This window comes from Eikenella sp. NML070372 (assembly GCF_001648415.1).
Classification (GTDB): domain Bacteria; phylum Pseudomonadota; class Gammaproteobacteria; order Burkholderiales; family Neisseriaceae; genus Eikenella; species Eikenella exigua.
On record NZ_LXSN01000012.1, the window covers coordinates 1 to 15,269 of the forward strand.

Annotated in this window: 22 protein-coding genes; all 22 read left to right on the forward strand. The window is 58.2% G+C overall.

All coding sequences use genetic code 11. The features are described from left to right. Positions 1–190 (forward strand): phage antirepressor KilAC domain-containing protein (locus A7P97_RS09345; RefSeq protein ID WP_197484493.1); only part of this gene is annotated, 190 nt, incomplete at its 5' end. Between the two features lie 87 nt (positions 191–277). Further along, complete coding sequence (locus tag A7P97_RS09350) at positions 278–1,207, forward strand: helix-turn-helix domain-containing protein (protein WP_082887666.1); 930 nt, start codon at positions 278–280, stop codon at positions 1,205–1,207. Further along, positions 1,204–1,869, forward strand: a complete 666-nt coding sequence (locus A7P97_RS09355) for a hypothetical protein (protein ID WP_067596358.1) — start codon at positions 1,204–1,206, stop codon at positions 1,867–1,869. The genes A7P97_RS09350 and A7P97_RS09355 overlap by 4 nt, the downstream gene beginning before the upstream one ends. A 1-nt stretch (position 1,870) precedes the next feature. Further along, complete coding sequence (locus A7P97_RS09360; RefSeq protein WP_067596359.1) at positions 1,871–2,071, forward strand: hypothetical protein; 201 nt, start codon at positions 1,871–1,873, stop codon at positions 2,069–2,071. Continuing rightward, positions 2,058–2,291, forward strand: a complete 234-nt coding sequence (locus tag A7P97_RS09365; RefSeq protein ID WP_067596360.1) for a hypothetical protein — start codon at positions 2,058–2,060, stop codon at positions 2,289–2,291. The genes A7P97_RS09360 and A7P97_RS09365 overlap by 14 nt, the downstream gene beginning before the upstream one ends. Next, positions 2,278–2,832 (forward strand): recombination protein NinG, encoded by a 555-nt coding sequence (locus A7P97_RS09370; protein WP_067596361.1) that lies wholly within the window; start codon positions 2,278–2,280, stop codon positions 2,830–2,832. The genes A7P97_RS09365 and A7P97_RS09370 overlap by 14 nt, the downstream gene beginning before the upstream one ends. Beyond that, a complete protein-coding gene (locus A7P97_RS09375; protein ID WP_067596362.1) occupies positions 2,829–3,248 on the forward strand; it encodes a recombination protein NinB in 420 nt (139 codons plus the stop codon). The genes A7P97_RS09370 and A7P97_RS09375 overlap by 4 nt, the downstream gene beginning before the upstream one ends. Positions 3,249–3,441: 193 nt before the next feature. Next, positions 3,442–3,960 (forward strand): terminase small subunit, encoded by a 519-nt coding sequence (locus tag A7P97_RS09380; RefSeq protein ID WP_067596363.1) that lies wholly within the window; start codon positions 3,442–3,444, stop codon positions 3,958–3,960. Continuing rightward, a complete protein-coding gene (locus A7P97_RS09385) occupies positions 3,950–5,515 on the forward strand; it encodes a terminase (protein WP_067596364.1) in 1,566 nt (521 codons plus the stop codon). Before A7P97_RS09380 ends, A7P97_RS09385 begins: the two co-directional genes overlap by 11 nt. A 28-nt stretch (positions 5,516–5,543) precedes the next feature. Next, positions 5,544–5,960 carry a GNAT family N-acetyltransferase gene (locus A7P97_RS09390; RefSeq protein ID WP_197484499.1) on the forward strand — a complete coding sequence of 139 codons (417 nt, stop codon included), beginning with the start codon at positions 5,544–5,546 and terminating at the stop codon, positions 5,958–5,960. A 5-nt stretch (positions 5,961–5,965) separates the two neighbouring features. Beyond that, the gene (locus A7P97_RS09395; protein ID WP_067529327.1) at positions 5,966–6,292 is read left to right on the forward strand and encodes a hypothetical protein; all 327 of its coding nucleotides are present in this window, start codon (positions 5,966–5,968) and stop codon (positions 6,290–6,292) included. Between the two features lie 3 nt (positions 6,293–6,295). Next, positions 6,296–7,945, forward strand: a complete 1,650-nt coding sequence (locus A7P97_RS09400; RefSeq protein WP_067596366.1) for a portal protein — start codon at positions 6,296–6,298, stop codon at positions 7,943–7,945. Positions 7,946–8,095: 150 nt separating this feature from the next. Beyond that, on the forward strand, positions 8,096–8,533 hold the full coding sequence (locus tag A7P97_RS09405; RefSeq protein ID WP_067596367.1) for a hypothetical protein: 438 nt from the start codon (positions 8,096–8,098) through the stop codon (positions 8,531–8,533). Beyond that, on the forward strand, positions 8,517–8,990 hold the full coding sequence (locus A7P97_RS10835) for a helix-turn-helix domain-containing protein (protein WP_231865700.1): 474 nt from the start codon (positions 8,517–8,519) through the stop codon (positions 8,988–8,990). Before A7P97_RS09405 ends, A7P97_RS10835 begins: the two co-directional genes overlap by 17 nt. Further along, complete coding sequence (locus A7P97_RS09415) at positions 8,987–9,451, forward strand: hypothetical protein (protein WP_067596369.1); 465 nt, start codon at positions 8,987–8,989, stop codon at positions 9,449–9,451. The genes A7P97_RS10835 and A7P97_RS09415 overlap by 4 nt, the downstream gene beginning before the upstream one ends. Before the next feature lie 142 nt (positions 9,452–9,593). After that, on the forward strand, positions 9,594–9,836 hold the full coding sequence (locus A7P97_RS09420) for a hypothetical protein (protein ID WP_067596370.1): 243 nt from the start codon (positions 9,594–9,596) through the stop codon (positions 9,834–9,836). Beyond that, positions 9,826–10,413 carry a hypothetical protein gene (locus tag A7P97_RS09425; RefSeq protein WP_067596371.1) on the forward strand — a complete coding sequence of 196 codons (588 nt, stop codon included), beginning with the start codon at positions 9,826–9,828 and terminating at the stop codon, positions 10,411–10,413. Before A7P97_RS09420 ends, A7P97_RS09425 begins: the two co-directional genes overlap by 11 nt. Before the next feature lie 12 nt (positions 10,414–10,425). Continuing rightward, positions 10,426–11,418 (forward strand): major capsid protein, encoded by a 993-nt coding sequence (locus tag A7P97_RS09430; RefSeq protein WP_067596372.1) that lies wholly within the window; start codon positions 10,426–10,428, stop codon positions 11,416–11,418. 11 nt (positions 11,419–11,429) lie between these two features. Then, positions 11,430–11,846 carry a Bbp16 family capsid cement protein gene (locus A7P97_RS09435; protein ID WP_067596373.1) on the forward strand — a complete coding sequence of 139 codons (417 nt, stop codon included), beginning with the start codon at positions 11,430–11,432 and terminating at the stop codon, positions 11,844–11,846. A gap of 9 nt (positions 11,847–11,855) precedes the next feature. Further along, positions 11,856–12,029, forward strand: coding sequence for a hypothetical protein (locus tag A7P97_RS10285; RefSeq protein WP_156497510.1), 174 nt, complete (start codon positions 11,856–11,858; stop codon positions 12,027–12,029). A 55-nt stretch (positions 12,030–12,084) separates the two neighbouring features. Further along, entirely contained in the window at positions 12,085–12,666 is a 582-nt protein-coding gene (locus tag A7P97_RS09440; RefSeq protein ID WP_067596374.1) for a hypothetical protein, read from the forward strand. Then, positions 12,663–15,260 carry a hypothetical protein gene (locus A7P97_RS09445; protein WP_067596375.1) on the forward strand — a complete coding sequence of 866 codons (2,598 nt, stop codon included), beginning with the start codon at positions 12,663–12,665 and terminating at the stop codon, positions 15,258–15,260. The genes A7P97_RS09440 and A7P97_RS09445 overlap by 4 nt, the downstream gene beginning before the upstream one ends. The last annotated feature ends 9 nt before the right edge of the window (positions 15,261–15,269 follow it).

Below are 15,269 nucleotides of genomic sequence, written 5' to 3' on the forward strand. Positions count from 1 at the left end.
TTACAAGCGCGACGGGCGCGGCTCGTGGATTGGCTATCAGGACAAGGTGCAGCAGGGCCTAATCCGCCACAGCGAGCACCGCTACACCGACAGCAGCGGCACGGAGCAGCTGCGCGCCCAAGTGTATTTAACCCCAAAGGGCATTACCAAGCCGGCACAGATGGTGGAAGCGGAGGCCGGCCATGCGTGAGCGTTTTTGGAGTTGGGCATTCTCCCTGGCTTTGGGAGTGAGTGAATTTTGCGAGCGCCGCATGTTGGCGGCAGTGAGGAACAGGAAATGAGCGTGAAGTTGATGAGTATTGCATGGGATATGAGTTTGCCGATGGGGCAGAAAATGTTGTTGCTGGCACTGTGCGATCATGCCAACGACGAAGGGGTGTGCTATCCGAGCCAAGAAAGGCTTGCCGCCAAGTGCAGCATGGCGCTGCGGACAGTGGTCAGCCATTGCAAATGGCTGGAGCAGCGCGGCATTTTGAGAAAAGAGCGCCGCCAAAACACCCAACGCAGGAAAACCGACCTGTACTACATCACGCTGGATGAATATTCAGAACCTGCAAATTCTGCACGTGCAAATTCTGCACGTGCAAATTCTGCACGTGCAAATTCTGCATGTGCAAAATCCAGCCCCGAACGTGCAAATTTTGCACCTTCGGAACGTGCAAATTTTGCACCTTCGTATAAAGAAGAACCATCAGAAACCTTTAACCATCAGAGAGAACCGTCAGAGGTGGCGACGGGGATAAATCCCGCCGCTGCCGAACCTGAATTTCAGCTGGCAGAAATCCAAACTGCCAAGCCTGCCAAACCAAAACCCAAATCTGAACCGAACCCCGACAACGTGGCGACTTGGCAAGCCTATGCCGGAGCTTACCGCGAGCGCTACGGGGTATTGCCTGCCTCGAATGCCAAAACACGCGGGCAGACGGCGCAACTGGTGCGCTTCGTTGGCAGGGAGCTTGCCCCGCATCTGGCGGCCTACTTCGTTTCCCACAATAACCGCTGGTTTGTGCAATCCCGCCACGAAATCGGCTGCCTACTCAAGTCCTACCAGCAGGTGCTGACCGATATGCAGCGCGGCGAACAGATGACCCAAGCCAAAGCGCAGCAGGCCGAACGCACACAAGGCAATTTTGATGCCGTGATGCAGTCCGACGACATAGCGGCGTGGGAGCGCTACCAACGCAAACAACAGGGAGCAGCAGTATGAACCAACAAGAATTTTTGGCCAAACGCGCCGAACTGAAACAGGCGCTGGCCGTTACCGCCGAACTAACCGGCACCACTTTGAGTGCAGCCGCTGTGGATGTGATGGTGGATGACTTGCAAACCTACGAAACGGCAGCCGTGCTGTCCGCACTCAACCGCTGCCGCCGTGAGCTGACCGGGCGCTTGAGCTTGGCCGCTATCTTGGAGCGTATTGATACCGGCCTGCCGTCTGCCGATGAAGCTTTCGGGATGTTGGCCGAAGGATGGCGCAATGAGGAGTTGACTGTGATTGTGCCGGAAATCGCCATGATGGCGGCGGGCAACGGGGCATGGGAGCTGTTCGCCGCCGGGGATAAGACTGGGGCGCGTATGGCCTTCCGCGACAGCTACACCCGACTTTCCGCCGACTTGCTGGCCAACGGGGGCAAAGTGAAATGGTTCGTTAGCCGTGGCTACAACCGCGAGCATCAAACCACCGCCATCATGGATGCAGTACGCAAAGGCCGCCTGACCGCCGAACAGGCACTGACTTGCTTGCCTTCCGAGGCGGCGGAGGAAAGGCATTGGCTGGAAACCGGCGAGCCGCTGCCCGCATTGCCGAACGGCAACCCGTTCCGCCCGCAGATTGCTGCGCTGCTCGAGCGATTGACGATGGAGGTGTGATATGGACACCTGCCCCTGCTGCCCGCCTACCGGCTCTGTGCTGAACTTCCGCTGCCCGGAATGCTGTGCCGAACAAATCCGCCGCTGCCGGCCGAACAGGAAGCTGCAGGAGAAGATGCTGCACCAGCTGACTGCCCTATCCGGTGCGCCGACCCGTGAAGAGATTTTGGAGAAAGTGAGAAAACAACATGGAATCGATTGATGAATTTTTACAACGTTACGAGCAGCACAGACGGCTGTATATCCTGACTTCGCCCGTGGTGCTGTTGATTGGCTTTGTGCTGTTGCTGATATTCGTGGCTTTGGCCGGGGCTTGGCTGTTCGTATCGGAATGCTGGCGCGAATACCGGGGCTACATCACATCATACCCGCAACGCTACCGGGCGGCTTGGCGCGGGAGGAAGCGGGATGGCCGGGCGTAAATGCAAAGTATGCGGCACGGTGTTTGAGAAGCAGAGGATGGGGCAGCTTGTCTGTTCCATAACCTGCGGCATTGAGTATCGGCGTGAGCAGAAGCGTAAGGCAGCTACCAAGGCAGAGCGCGAAGCCAAGCGCAAGGAACGGGCAAGGACCAAGGCGCTGCGGCATAGGCTGGAAACCATACCGGAGCTGACCAAGAAGGCGCAGGCGGCGTTTAACCGCTACATCCGGCTGCGGGACAGGGGCAGGCCTTGCATCAGCTGCGGTGCGCCGTGGAAGGACAATTTCCAAGCCTGCCACTATGTGCCGGCGGGCAGAAGCAACAAGCTGCGGTTTGACGAGGCCAATGTGCATGGCGGCTGTGTGCGCTGCAATCTGTACGAGAGCGGCAATATCCGGGGCTACCGTATCGGCTTGATTGAACGCATCGGGCGGGCACGGGTGGAAGAGCTGGATGCCGACCATGAAGTGCGGAAGTGGACGAAAGAGGAGCTGCGCGAACTGGCGGCGGCATACCGCCGGAAGGCGAGGGAAATCGAATGAGCCAAAAGTTTGAGCGGGTGCTGGACAAGAAAAACAAGCGGGATGTGATGAAGCTGGCGTATGAGATGGCGGGAACGCTATTGCAGTCGCATGAAAAGGTCATTGTGGAAGTGCGGGAGCGGAAACGTTCGGATGCGCAAAATGCCAAGCTGCACGCGATGCTGGGGGATATTGCGAAACATAAAACCTTTAATGGCCAAAAACTCTCAATCGAGCAATGGAAGATGATTTTTGTCTCCGGGCATCGGATTGCCACCGGCGGCACGGCTGAAATGGCGATTGGCTTGGAGGGCGAAGTCATCAACCTACGGGAGAGTACGGCGCGGATGGGAGTACGCAGGCTGGCGAGTTTGATTGAGTATATCCAGGCGTGGGCGGCTGGTAATGGGGTGGAGTTTGGCGGGAGGGAGTGGTGAATGAAGTGCCGGGGAGAGAATCACGGGATGGCGAAGCTGACAGAGCGGGAGGTAAAGGCGATTCTACGTTTACGTCAAGCTGGTGTGGGGTATTGCTTGCTGTCAGAGTCTTTTGAAGTCAGTTGGCGCACTATTGGTGCGATTTGCCGTAGGGAGACTTGGTTACATTTGGATTTGGAGATGGAGGATTACAATGGGGCAGACGGGGAAGCTGACACCAAAACAGGCAAGGTTTGTTGAGGAATACTTGGTGGATTTGAATGCCACGCAGGCGGCGATTCGGGCGGGGTATAGTGAGACTACGGCGCGGGCAATTGGATACGAGAACCTGACAAAACCTGACATTCAGCAGGCAATTCAGGAAAGACAGGCTAAACGTTCGGCGCGGGTGGAGCTGACCCAAGATGAGGTAGTGCGGGATTTGCGCGAGCTGCGGGATATTTGCATGGGCAGGAAGCCGGTGCGGATAACGGAAGTTGTGAAGAATGCACAGATGGGCGAAGTCACGGCACGGGAAGTGGAAGTGTATGCGCTGGAGCCGGCGGGCGCGGGCAAGGCTTTGGACTTGCTGGGCAAGCATCTGGGTATGTTTGTGGACAGGACGGAACTGAGCGGGCGCGATGGGGAGGCGATTGTGATTTCGGATGCGGAGCGTTCGGCTAAGATTGCCGGCTTGTTGGCGATGGCGAAGGCAAGGAAAGATGGGGAATGACGTATTGCCGCGCGAGGTGGCGGAATTGCTGCCTTACCTGACGGAGACGGAACGGCAGGAGTTGGATAGCCTGCTGCGCGATTTGCCGCTGTGGATGCCGTTGCCCGGGCCGCAACTGGCGGCCTATACCACGCAGGCGGATATTATCGGCTTCGGTGGTGCGGCGGGCGGCGGTAAGACGGACTTGGCTTGCGGCAAGGCTTTAACCCGACACCAAAAGGTATTGATCCTGCGCCGCGATTCTAAGCAGTTGCAGGGGATTGTGGACAGGTTGCGCGAACTGATCGGCAATGATGACGGCTTCAACAGTCAGAAGGGTGTGTGGCGGCTGGATGGGCGGCAGATTGAATTGGGCAGCTGCCTGCATGTGGACGACTGGCAGAAGTATCAGGGGCGGCCGCACGATTTGCTGATATTCGACGAGGCGGCGAATTTCTTGGAAATTCAGGTGCGGGCCTTGCTGGGCTGGCTGCGCTCGACCGACCCGAATCAGAAATGCCAGGCGCTATTGACCTTTAACCCGCCGACCACGGCGGAGGGGCGTTGGATCGTGGATTTCTTTGCGCCGTGGCTGGATAAGAAGTTTCCTAATCCGGCGGCTGGCGGGGAAATCCGCTATGCGGCCAGTGTGGATGGGAAGGATGTGTGGGTGGATGACGGGCGGGAATTTGTGCTGGCGGACGGGGTGCCGGTGTATGAGTTCGAGCGCGGGGCTTTCAAACCGGAAGAGGTGGTGAAGCCTTTGGGGCGCACGTTTATCCCCAGCCGGGTAACGGATAACCCGTATCTGATGGGCACGGGCTATGTGAATACGCTGCAATCGCTGCCCGAGCCGCTGCGCTCGCAGATGCTGAACGGGGATTTCAGCGCGGGGATTGAGGACGATCCGTGGCAGGTTATCCCAACAGCATGGGCGGAGGCGGCAATGGCACGATGGAAGCCTTTAGGTAAGCTGCCGGATATGGACAGCCTGGGGGTGGACGTGGCGCGTGGCGGTAAGGATGAGACGGTATTGGCGCGGCGGCATGGGATGTGGTTTGACCGGCCGCTGGTGTACCCGGGCAGCCGAACGCCGGACGGGCCGGCTACGGCGGGCTTGGTGATGGCGGCTTTGCGCAACCGTGCGCCGATCCATATTGATGTGATCGGGGTGGGCAGCGCGCCGTTTGATTTTCTGACCGAGGCACGGCAGCAGGTGATCGGGGTGAATGTGGCGGAGAAATCGACCGCGCGGGATAAGTCGGGGCGCTTGGGCTTCCGCAATCTGCGCTCGCAGCTGTGGTGGCGGATGCGCGAGGCGCTCGACCCGGCCAACAATACGGGCATTGCCCTGCCGCCGGATTCGCGCCTGCTGGCGGATTTGTGCGCGCCGACCTGGAAGCTGTCCGGCGCGGAAATCTATGTGGCGAGCCGTGAGGAGATTGTGGCGAAAATCGGGCGATCGCCTGACTATGCGAGCGCCTACTGCCTGGCGCTGTTGGATACGCCGAAAATCGACAGCTTGCGCGCGGCAGGCGGGAATAGAGACGTGTTGAGGTACAACCCTTATGCTTGATGTACGGACAGATGACGGCTTGCGCCATATGGATTGGATTGAACGGCATCTGGCCGAGGCGCACCGCTCGGAAACGGAGGCGGCATGGGCCGGGCAGGTGAGCTTGAACCGTGAGCTGTATCAGGCGGTGGCGGCAGCGGGGAATCTGTTGTTTGCCGGGGCGTTTGCTGACGGTGAGCTGGTAGGCTACTGCTCGGCGTTCCTGTTGCGCCATCTGCATTATGACTGCCTGATGTGCCAGCATGACGCGTTGTTTTTGCTGCCGGCATATCGGGCGGGGACGGCAGGCTTGCGCCTGGTGCGGACGATTGAGCGGGAAGCGGCGCGGCGCGGGGCGGCTTATGCGGCCTGGCATGCCAAGCCGGGCAGCAGTTTTGAAGGCATACTTGCGCGGCGCGGCCGCCGTGAGGATGTGGTTTATTTACGGCAACTGACGAAAGGATAGAAAAGATGCCAGCAGCAGCAGCAGTTATTTCCGCCGTAGCATCGGCAGTGGGGACGGGGTATTCGATTTACTCTGGGGAGAGATCGGCTAAGAAGCAGGCCCAGGCTCAGGCGCAGGCGGAGAGGCAGGCGGAAAAGCAGGCTTTGCAGGCGGAGCGCGATTTCAATAAGGCCAACGGCAAGAAAGCCAACACGGCCGGCTTGCTGCAGGCGGCGCAACAGGACGGGGGCGGGGTGGGCAGCACCATGCTGACCGGCTCGGAAGGGGTTGGAAACGACAAGCTGAAACTGGGCAGGCAGGGCCTGTTGGGCAAAACCTCCCTCTTGGGGTAAGACATGGACACGACTTTACGCAAACGCATCCTGAAGCGGCATGCCGACCTGAAGAAGGAGCGTGCCTCTTGGGATGATCATTGGCGCGATATTTCCCGCCATCTGCTGCCGCGTTCGGGGCGTTTTTTGGCAGATGAACGCAATCGCGGCGATAAGCGCTTCAATGAGATTTACGACAGCACCGGCACGCAGGCGCTGCGCATCTTGGCGGCGGGGATGATGAGCGGCATGACTTCGCCGGCACGGCCTTGGTTTAAGCTGGCGATTGAGGATGGCGGCTTGATGCAGCACCAGCCGGTGAAGTTGTGGCTCGACCAGACGACCAAGCTGATGCACACCGTCTTCCAGCGCTCGAATACTTACCGTGCCCTGCATGCGATGTATGAGGAGCTGGGGGCGTTCGGCACGGCGGCCAGCATCATCCTGCCGGACTTCGATGATGTGCTGCACCACTACCCGCTGACGGTGGGGGAATATGCGGTGGCGACCAACTGGAAAGGCGAGGTGGATACGCTGTATCGTGAGTTCCAGAAGACGGTGGCGGAGACGGTGCGCGAATTCGGCTACAACAATTGCAGCCCTGCCCTGCGCCGCCGCTACGACAACGGAAAGTATGATGACTGGGTGACCATCATCCATGCCGTCGAGCCGCGCTTGGAGCGGGATGCTTCGCGCCGCGATGCGCTGAATATGCCGTGGCGTTCGGTGTATTTGGAAAAAGGGGCGGGGGAAAACGAGGTGCTGCGCGAGGGCGGCTTTAGGCGTTTCCCGGCCCTATGCCCGCGCTGGACGGTGTCGGGCGGGGATATTTACGGCCACAGCCCAGGCATGGAAGCATTGGGCGATATCAAGCAGCTGCAGCACGAACAGCTGCGCAAGGCGCAGGGTATCGACTACAAGACCAACCCGCCGCTGCAAGTGCCGACCAGCCTGAAATATCGGGATGTGGACAGGCTGCCCGGCGGGATTATGTACACCGATTCCGCCGGCTCGCAGGCAGGCATCCGCCCGCTGTATGAGGTGCAGCTGGATTTAAACCACCTGTTGCAGGATATTCAGGACGTGCGCGGGCGCATCCGCAGCACCTTCTATGCGGATTTGTTCCTGATGTTGAGCAATCAGCAGAATCCGAACATGACGGCCACGGAGGTGGCGGAGCGGCATGAGGAAAAACTGCTGATGCTGGGGCCGGTGTTGGAGCGTTTGCAGAACGAGTTGCTCGATCCGCTGATTGAAACCACCTTCGACTTTATGCAGGAAGCGCAGATGCTGCCGCCCCCGCCGGAAGAACTGGCGGACGTGGATATCGATATCCAGCTGGTATCGATGCTGGCGCAGGCGCAGCAGGCGGTAGCCACCAACAGCATCGACCGCTTTATTTCGACCGTGGGCGGGGTGGCACAGTTCAAGCCGGAGGTGTTGGACAAGATTGATGCCGACCGCTTGACGGACGTATACGCTTCAGCCTTGGGCGTGGATCAGTCCATTATGCTGCCGGAGGAGCAGGTGCAGGCGGTGCGCGAACAGCGGGCGCAGCAGCAACAGCAGGCGCAGCAGCTGGAGATGGCCAACCAGGCGGCGGATGCGGTGCAGAAGGTGAGCCGGGCTGCCGGCAATACGGATGTGACGGAGGCGTTCAGCGGCTATGCTTAGGCAAGGCGGGAATAAAGGGCGGCGCGGGCTGCCTTTTTTTATGGCTTGGGGTATGATGGGAAGTGTTGGATTGAGAAGTTAGCGATATGCCAACATTTTATGAGGTAGTCAGGTAAATGTAATTGCACCATATAACTAAAAAGATATAATATGCCGCTAAAACTTTTTATCCATGACCATGCAGAACAGGACTTAGACCGACTGTCCCAATATGATGAAGATGGTGTTGCCTATCTTGACCATGTGATTGCATTGATAGAAGAAGAGCCTGATTTGTTTGATAAGTTGGCAGATGAAAAGTTTTATCGAGACTACGATCCGCCTATCGGCTTGTTGGGGATAACAGTAAAAAGAGTAGGCATATTATGGGAGCAGCGGATAAGGGTTATGCGCATCCGGCTGGATGATGAGTCCGTGATACCTTACAGAATCCTCTATTGTGTGCGGCATGAGCGACAACCTAACGGCGCTTTAAGTAGGCACCTACATATTTTAGCGGTTGCCCACAAATCTCTTGATTGTTTTGACTATCAGCCGAATCATAAGTTGATGTGCAGGGTAAGGAATGATTATGCAAACATCTATTAAATTATGGTATCAATGCGGCGTGTTAATCGTCGCTGCAGTAGCTGCACCGATGGCGGAGGCTACGCCTAGGGCATCCTCTGCCATGCCAACCGCCTGCTATATCAATGGTCGCCCCGTCTCTGCCTGTGTGTCAGCTGGCAGGTATTTGAACCGCGTTCGTAGCAACCCGCGTAGAAAAGCAGCAATGGATAGGGTGGCCGGCAGAATAGCCGACCGTTTAATGCAGGATATGGGCGGCGAAACCATTGTCAGCCTCCGCTTGAGAAAAGGGTTCACTCAAAGCGAGCTGGCGAAGGCAGCCGGGGTTCAGCAATCCTATCTTTCACGCATTGAGCATAACCAATATTCTCTGCATACTGACACCCTGTCTAAATTGGCTGCTGTTTTGGAAGTGAGCGTGGACGAAGTCAGAAATGCCTTTAACCGCCAATGGGAATACTTGGAGAAAAAAGCATGACCACTGCCACCTTAGCCGTCCAATACTGCGACGAAATCATCCGCCATGCCGGTGAGTTGAAATATTCCCTCATCGGCGTGCGTCCCGGTTTTTACCTTATTCCAGAGAAAACGGCTGTTATCCCGCAGTTGTGCCTCTGCATCACTTATCACATCCCAATAACTTGCCAAGGTTTTGTGCCGGGAGCCCGGATTCATATTGATATTCTACGCAATAAAACAGAGGTAACGTGGACATTGGATATGGTTCCTGAAGCTTCTGAGAATACAGAGGGGCACGATTCTTTGAATGGGGTTTTAATGCAAACCATGCTAAATTTCCCTGTGTCTAATCAAGATTTTATTCATGCAAGATTAAGAGTTGGCGAGACTGTTCTCATCGAAAGCAGCCAGCCTCTTAAAATCATGGACATGCAAAGCTTTGCAGCTGAATCCCCTGCTTTAAAACCTGCCAGCTTCTAACTCCCCCCCCCGGCCCGCCCAGCGGGCTTTTTCAGCAGCCTTCGGGCTGCTTTTTTGTTTGCCTGAAATTTACCAACTTTTACAGTTACATTTGATTTTTCATGACTTGTATTAAAGTGGCGGCAGACAGCCGGAGAGGGTAATGAAACAGGAAGCGATGCAGTCGGATATTCGGGCGCTGATGAAGCTCGCTGCGGGGCGGCGGGTGGTGCGGCGCTTGTTGGAACAGGCCGGTGTGTGGCGTTCGGTGTTCAATCCCGAGCCGGTGCGGATGGCGTTTGCCGAGGGGCGGCGTAATCTCGGCTTGTGGCTGTTGGACTGGGTGATGCGTGAGTGCCCGGATGAATACGATTTGATGATGAGGGAAGCACGCGATGAGCGATGAGAATTTAATCACGGAAGAGGCGGCGGAAGACGTGGCGCCGGAGCAGGAGGAGCCGGCGGCGGAAGCGCAGCAGCCTGCTGAAGCGGAGAAGCAGGCCGCACCGGAACAGCAGGATAAGCCAGCGGCGCCGGAGCAGTATCGGTTCACGGCGGCAGAAGGCAAAGAATACGATGCCGATGTGCTGAAGGAATACGAGGCGGCGGCGCGTGAAATCGGCTTGGATAACGATCAGGCCAACCTGATGCTGGGGCGGATGGCCGGCATGCTGGAACAGCGCCACGGTGCGCAGATGGAAGCTTTAAGCAATCAATGGGCGCAGCAATCGCGCACGGATGCGGAGTTTGGCGGCGATAAGCTGAACGAAAACATGGCGGTGGCGAAGCGCGCTTTGCAGCAATACGGCTCGCCGGAACTGACTGACCTGCTCAATCAGTCCGGCTTGGGCAACCATCCGGCCTTTATCCGGATGTTCTACCGGGTTGGTTTGACTTTGCGGGAAGACGGTATGGTCAATGCCAACAAGGGTGAGGCGCGTTCTGCGCAAAGTTTTTACAACGCAAGCAACATGAATCCTTAAAAGGGGTAAGCAATGGGTGTATTGAAACACAACAATCCGACTTTGGCCGATGTGGCCAGCCGCATGGATGACAAGGGGAACATCTCCGACATCATCGAAATGCTGACGGAAACCAATGAAATCTTGGAGGATGCCACTTGGTTGGAAGCCAACGGTTTCACCGAGCATAAGACCACGGTGCGCAGCGGCCTGCCGCAGGGTACCTGGCGTATGCTGAACTACGGTGTGCAGCCGGAGAAATCAACCACGGTTACCATCAAAGACAGTATGGGCATGCTGGAAAGCTATGCGCTGACCGATAAGGCGCTGGCTGATTTGAACGGTAATTCGGCCACTTGGCGCTTGAGTGAAGAGCGTGCTTTCGTGGAGGGGATGAACCAGAACTTGGCCAGCACCTTGTTCTATGGTGATACCTCCGCCACGCCGCAGCGCTTTACCGGCTTGGCTCCGCGATTCAACAGTAAGGCGGCAGAAAACGGCCAGAACATCATTGATGCCGGCGGCGCCGGTAATGACCTGACTTCTATCTGGTTGTGCGTATGGGGCCCGAATACCCTGCACGGCATTTATCCGAAAGGCAGTAAGGCGGGTTTGGTTATCCGTGATTTGGGTGAAGACACGGTGAAAGATGCCGAAGGCGGCGAATACCAAGCCTACCGCACGCACTACAAATGGGATGCCGGCCTGACCCTGCGCGACTGGCGCTATGTGGTGCGTATTGCCAACATCAACTGGCAGGAGCTGACTAAAGACGCTAAAGCCGGTGCCGACCTGATTGACCTGATGACCCAGGCCATCGAACTGCTGCCCAACGCCAATATGGGCCGTGCGGTGTTCTATGTGAACCGTAAGGTGCGCAGCTTCCTGCGCCGCCAGATTGCCAACAAGGTGGTCGGCTCGACCCTGACTATGGAACAGGTGGCCGGCAAGCATGTGGTGTCGTTTGACGGCATTCCGGTGAAACGCAGCGATGCGCTCCTGTTGAGCGAAGCGCAGGTTAAATAAGGAGGTATGACATGATTATCGATAAATTCCTGCAACTTTCCGACAAGCAGGCAGTGAGCGCAACCGCGCCATCCACTCATGAGGTGGACTTGGGGCAGCCGACTCCGAACCTGGGCTTGAACAGCCAGCCTTTGTATGTAGTGGTTACGGTGGCAGAAGCGGCCGGCGGTGCGGGCAAAATCAACTTTGCCCTGCAACACAGCGACACTGCCGGCAGCGATTATGCCGACGTGCTGAATGGCGTGGTGCCGGCCGCCGATCTGAAAGCCGGTGCGCAGGTGGTGCTGCCGATGCCGGTTAAGCACAAGCGTTTTGTGCGCCTGAACTACACTGTGGACGGCGCGGTGGGCAACGGCAAATTCTCGGCGCAGATTGTGGCCGGCCTGCAGGCTAACACTCCGCCGGCTGACAGCCCGCGTATCAAATAGGAGGCAGCTATGGCACGCAAAGGACAGGCTGCGGAACAGACGCCGGAAGACGGCTTGCAGCTGGTGGAGGCCACCGCCACCGGCTTCTACGGCCAAATCCGGCAGAGGGGCGAACGCTTCTATGTGGCTGCCGGGGAAGAAGCCTTGTGGTTTGAGCCGGCAGCCGAAGGCGAAGCAGAGTAAACCAACCGCCTGACCAGCCTAACCGGCCGGCAGGCGGTTTTCTTTGGAGTGGATGATGAGCAACGCAGTAACGATTTGCAATCTGGCCTTGTCGCATTTGGGCGATACGGCAACGGTGGCTTCGATTCAGCCGCCGGAAGGCAGCGTGCAGGCCGAGCATTGCGCCCGCTTCTACCCGCAGGCTTTGCGTTCGCTGCTTTCTTTGCACCATTGGGGTTTTGCCACGCGCTACGAGCCGTTGCAGCGGGTGGATCGTGAGGGCGATGCACGTTTTGCCTATGTATTCGCCCTACCGGCGGAAGCTTTGGAAATGGTGGCGGTGCATGATGCTTACGGGGCGCGGATGCCGTTTGCGCTGCAGGGGCGGCATGTGCTGGCCAATCAGCCTTTGGTGTGGGGGCAATGGATAGACGGGGCGGTGGAGCCTAATTCGTTCCCGCCGCTGTTCACGGAGGCGCTGGCCTGGCAGCTGGCTTCGATGCTGGCCGGGCCGATGCTGAAAGGGGATGCGGGGGCGGCGGAAGCCAAGCGCTGTTTGCAGATGGTGTCGGTGTATCTGCCGCAGGCGAAAGAGGCGGATGCCAACCAGTATCAACTGCCGATAACGCATAAAGTGGTGTGGATGGAGCAGCGATGAGTGGTGTTCGTTTATTCAAGCATTCCTTTGCCGGCGGCGAGATTGCGCCGGAGATGTTCGGCCGCATCGATGATGAGAAGTATCAGAGCGGCTTGGCGCTGTGCCGAAATTTCGTGGTGAAGCCGCAAGGGGCGGTGGAAAACCGTGCCGGGATGAAGCTGGTGCGCTCGGCCAAGTATGCCGATAAAAAGGTGCGGCTGCTGCCGTTTACTTACTCGACCACGCAGACGGTGGTGATTGAATTCGGCCATCAATACTGCCGCTTCCACACCCAAGGCGCCACGCTGCTGGACGGGGGCAATAAGCCTTATGAATTGGCTACGCCGTATCAGGAAGCCGAGCTGTTCGACATTCATTATGTGCAGTCGGCCGATATTGTTACCCTGGTGCATCCAAACCATCCGCCGATGGAGTTGAAGCGCTACGGCGCGGCGGATTGGCGGCTGGAGGCTATCCGCTTCAAGCCGGAACTGGATGCGCCGCAAGGGGTAACGGCCACGGCGCACGGCCGCGGCGGGATTCTGTTCGGTTATGTGGTAACGGCGATTGCGCAGGACGGCAAGTCGGAATCGGAGGCTTCGGCGGAAGTGGAAGTGGTAAATGATTTGTACACCTCCGGCCACCGCAACACCATCCGCTGGAATCCGGTGAACGGCGCCAGCAGGTACAAGGTGTACAAACGGCAGAACGGGTTGTACGGCTATATCGGGCAGACCACGGCCACGGCGTTTGATGATGACAACATCAGCGCGGATATGTCGGCCACGCCGCCATTGTATGACGATGTGTTTATTTCCGGCGGCATTTTGTCGGTGGCGGTGTTGGACGGTGGGCGCGGCTACTTGGAAAAGAGCGGTATTGCTTCGGCCACGGTACGGAACGGCGGACAGAACTACCCGCAGGACGGCACGTTCCGCACCCGGGCACCCAACCCGCAGGGCGGCAGCGGCGACTTCTTCAGTATTGAAGACCGCAGCGGCGGCGGTGCGGAATTGGATGTGGTGGTGCAGGGCGGCAAGATCGTGCGTGTCGAACGGGTACAGGCCGGGCGCGATTACACCGCGCCGCGTTTGGTGTTCCGCAATGAGTCCAAGGTGTATCAGCGCGGCGACCAAATCGGCGGCAAGGTATGGCAGCCGGCAGAAGTATCCATGCGCTTGGACGGCTTCCCCGAGCTGGTGGTAACCGATGCCACCGGCAGCGGGGCGCAACTGCTGCCGGTGGTGCAGAACGGGCGCATTACGGCGGTGCGGGTAATCAAGAAAGGCAGCGGCTATACCGCGCCGAAAATTACGGTGCAGGCCACGGTGGGCAGCGGGGCGGTGTTCGGCAAGATTGAGGTGTCGGGCAAGAGCTTCCCGGCGGCGGTGTCGTATTTCTCGCAGCGCCGGGTATTCGCCGGCACCCATTCGCAGCCGCAGAATATTTGGATGACCAAGAGCGGCACGGAAAGCAATATGTCGTATTCGATTCCGACCCGTGAAGACGACCGCATTGCGTTCCGCGTGGCTGCGCGTGAGGCGAATACCATCCGCCATATCGTGCCGCTGAACAAACTGATCCTGCTGACTTCTTCGGCAGAGTGGCGTATGGAGACAGTGAACTCGGAAGCACTCACTCCGGCTTCGGTATCGGTGGCACCGCATTCCTATATCGGTGCTTCCAACGTGCAGCCGGTGGTGGTGAATTCGACTTTGATTTACTGCGCGGCACGCGGCGGACATGTGCGTGAAATGGCTTATTCGTGGCAGGCCGGCGGCTATGTGAGCGGCGATTTGTCGCTACGCAGCCCGCATCTGTTTGACGGCCTTGAGATTGCGGACATGGCTTATAGCAAAGCACCCGTTCCGGTGGTGTGGTTTGTGTCTTCCTCCGGCGAGCTGCTGGGCAATACCTATATTCCGGAGCAGCAAATCGGCGCCTGGCACCGGCACGATACCTACAAAGGGCGGTTTGAAAGTTGCGCGGTGGTGGCCGAGGGGGCGGAGGATGTGCTGTATTGCGTGGTGCAGCGCAAGCTCGCCGGCGGCACGCAGCGTTTTATCGAGCGGCTGGAAAGCCGTGCCTTTACCCGGCAGGAAGATGCGTTTTTTGTGGACTGCGGCCTGAGCTACTCGGGCGCGGCGGTGAATGAGATTCACGGCTTGGCGCACTTGGAAGGCGAGGCGGTGGCGATATTGGCCGATGGCGCAGTGCTGCCGGAAACGGTGGTGCGCGACGGCAAGGTGAAGCTGCCGGTGAAGGCCAAGACGGTGCACATCGGCCTGCCGGTGGTGAGCGATATGCAGACTTTGCCGGTGGCGGCACAGATAGACAGCGCGTTTGGCCAGGGGCGCAAAAAGAATGTGAATAAGGTGGTGCTGCGGGTGTGGCGCTCATCAGGCATTTGGGTGGGCCCGGCCGCAGACAAGCTGACCGAAGCCAAGCAGCGCCGCAACGAGGCTTACGGCCATCCGCCTGCCCTGCGCAGCGGCGAAATCGAAGTGGTGATACAGCCGTCTTGGGACGATGGCGCACAGGTGTTTGTGCGCCAAACCCAGCCCCTGCCTTTAACGGTGGTGGGCGCAACGGCGGAAGTGGCACTGGGCGGATAGGAGGAACGA

Bases quoted from the DNA above. Each gene is read 5' to 3' on its own strand.
- A7P97_RS09350 (WP_082887666.1), top strand. From the start codon at position 278: ATGAGCGTGAAGTTGATGAGTATTGCATGGGATATGAGTTTGCCGATG.
- A7P97_RS09355 (WP_067596358.1), top strand. From the start codon at position 1,204: ATGAACCAACAAGAATTTTTGGCCAAACGCGCCGAACTGAAACAGGCG.
- A7P97_RS09360 (WP_067596359.1), top strand. From the start codon at position 1,871: ATGGACACCTGCCCCTGCTGCCCGCCTACCGGCTCTGTGCTGAACTTC.
- A7P97_RS09365 (WP_067596360.1), top strand. From the start codon at position 2,058: ATGGAATCGATTGATGAATTTTTACAACGTTACGAGCAGCACAGACGG.
- A7P97_RS09370 (WP_067596361.1), top strand. From the start codon at position 2,278: ATGGCCGGGCGTAAATGCAAAGTATGCGGCACGGTGTTTGAGAAGCAG.
- A7P97_RS09375 (WP_067596362.1), top strand. From the start codon at position 2,829: ATGAGCCAAAAGTTTGAGCGGGTGCTGGACAAGAAAAACAAGCGGGAT.
- A7P97_RS09380 (WP_067596363.1), top strand. From the start codon at position 3,442: ATGGGGCAGACGGGGAAGCTGACACCAAAACAGGCAAGGTTTGTTGAG.
- A7P97_RS09385 (WP_067596364.1), top strand. From the start codon at position 3,950: ATGGGGAATGACGTATTGCCGCGCGAGGTGGCGGAATTGCTGCCTTAC.
- A7P97_RS09390 (WP_197484499.1), top strand. From the start codon at position 5,544: ATGGATTGGATTGAACGGCATCTGGCCGAGGCGCACCGCTCGGAAACG.
- A7P97_RS09395 (WP_067529327.1), top strand. From the start codon at position 5,966: ATGCCAGCAGCAGCAGCAGTTATTTCCGCCGTAGCATCGGCAGTGGGG.
- A7P97_RS09400 (WP_067596366.1), top strand. From the start codon at position 6,296: ATGGACACGACTTTACGCAAACGCATCCTGAAGCGGCATGCCGACCTG.
- A7P97_RS09405 (WP_067596367.1), top strand. From the start codon at position 8,096: ATGCCGCTAAAACTTTTTATCCATGACCATGCAGAACAGGACTTAGAC.
- A7P97_RS10835 (WP_231865700.1), top strand. From the start codon at position 8,517: ATGCAAACATCTATTAAATTATGGTATCAATGCGGCGTGTTAATCGTC.
- A7P97_RS09415 (WP_067596369.1), top strand. From the start codon at position 8,987: ATGACCACTGCCACCTTAGCCGTCCAATACTGCGACGAAATCATCCGC.
- A7P97_RS09420 (WP_067596370.1), top strand. From the start codon at position 9,594: ATGAAACAGGAAGCGATGCAGTCGGATATTCGGGCGCTGATGAAGCTC.
- A7P97_RS09425 (WP_067596371.1), top strand. From the start codon at position 9,826: ATGAGCGATGAGAATTTAATCACGGAAGAGGCGGCGGAAGACGTGGCG.
- A7P97_RS09430 (WP_067596372.1), top strand. From the start codon at position 10,426: ATGGGTGTATTGAAACACAACAATCCGACTTTGGCCGATGTGGCCAGC.
- A7P97_RS09435 (WP_067596373.1), top strand. From the start codon at position 11,430: ATGATTATCGATAAATTCCTGCAACTTTCCGACAAGCAGGCAGTGAGC.
- A7P97_RS10285 (WP_156497510.1), top strand. From the start codon at position 11,856: ATGGCACGCAAAGGACAGGCTGCGGAACAGACGCCGGAAGACGGCTTG.
- A7P97_RS09440 (WP_067596374.1), top strand. From the start codon at position 12,085: ATGAGCAACGCAGTAACGATTTGCAATCTGGCCTTGTCGCATTTGGGC.
- A7P97_RS09445 (WP_067596375.1), top strand. From the start codon at position 12,663: ATGAGTGGTGTTCGTTTATTCAAGCATTCCTTTGCCGGCGGCGAGATT.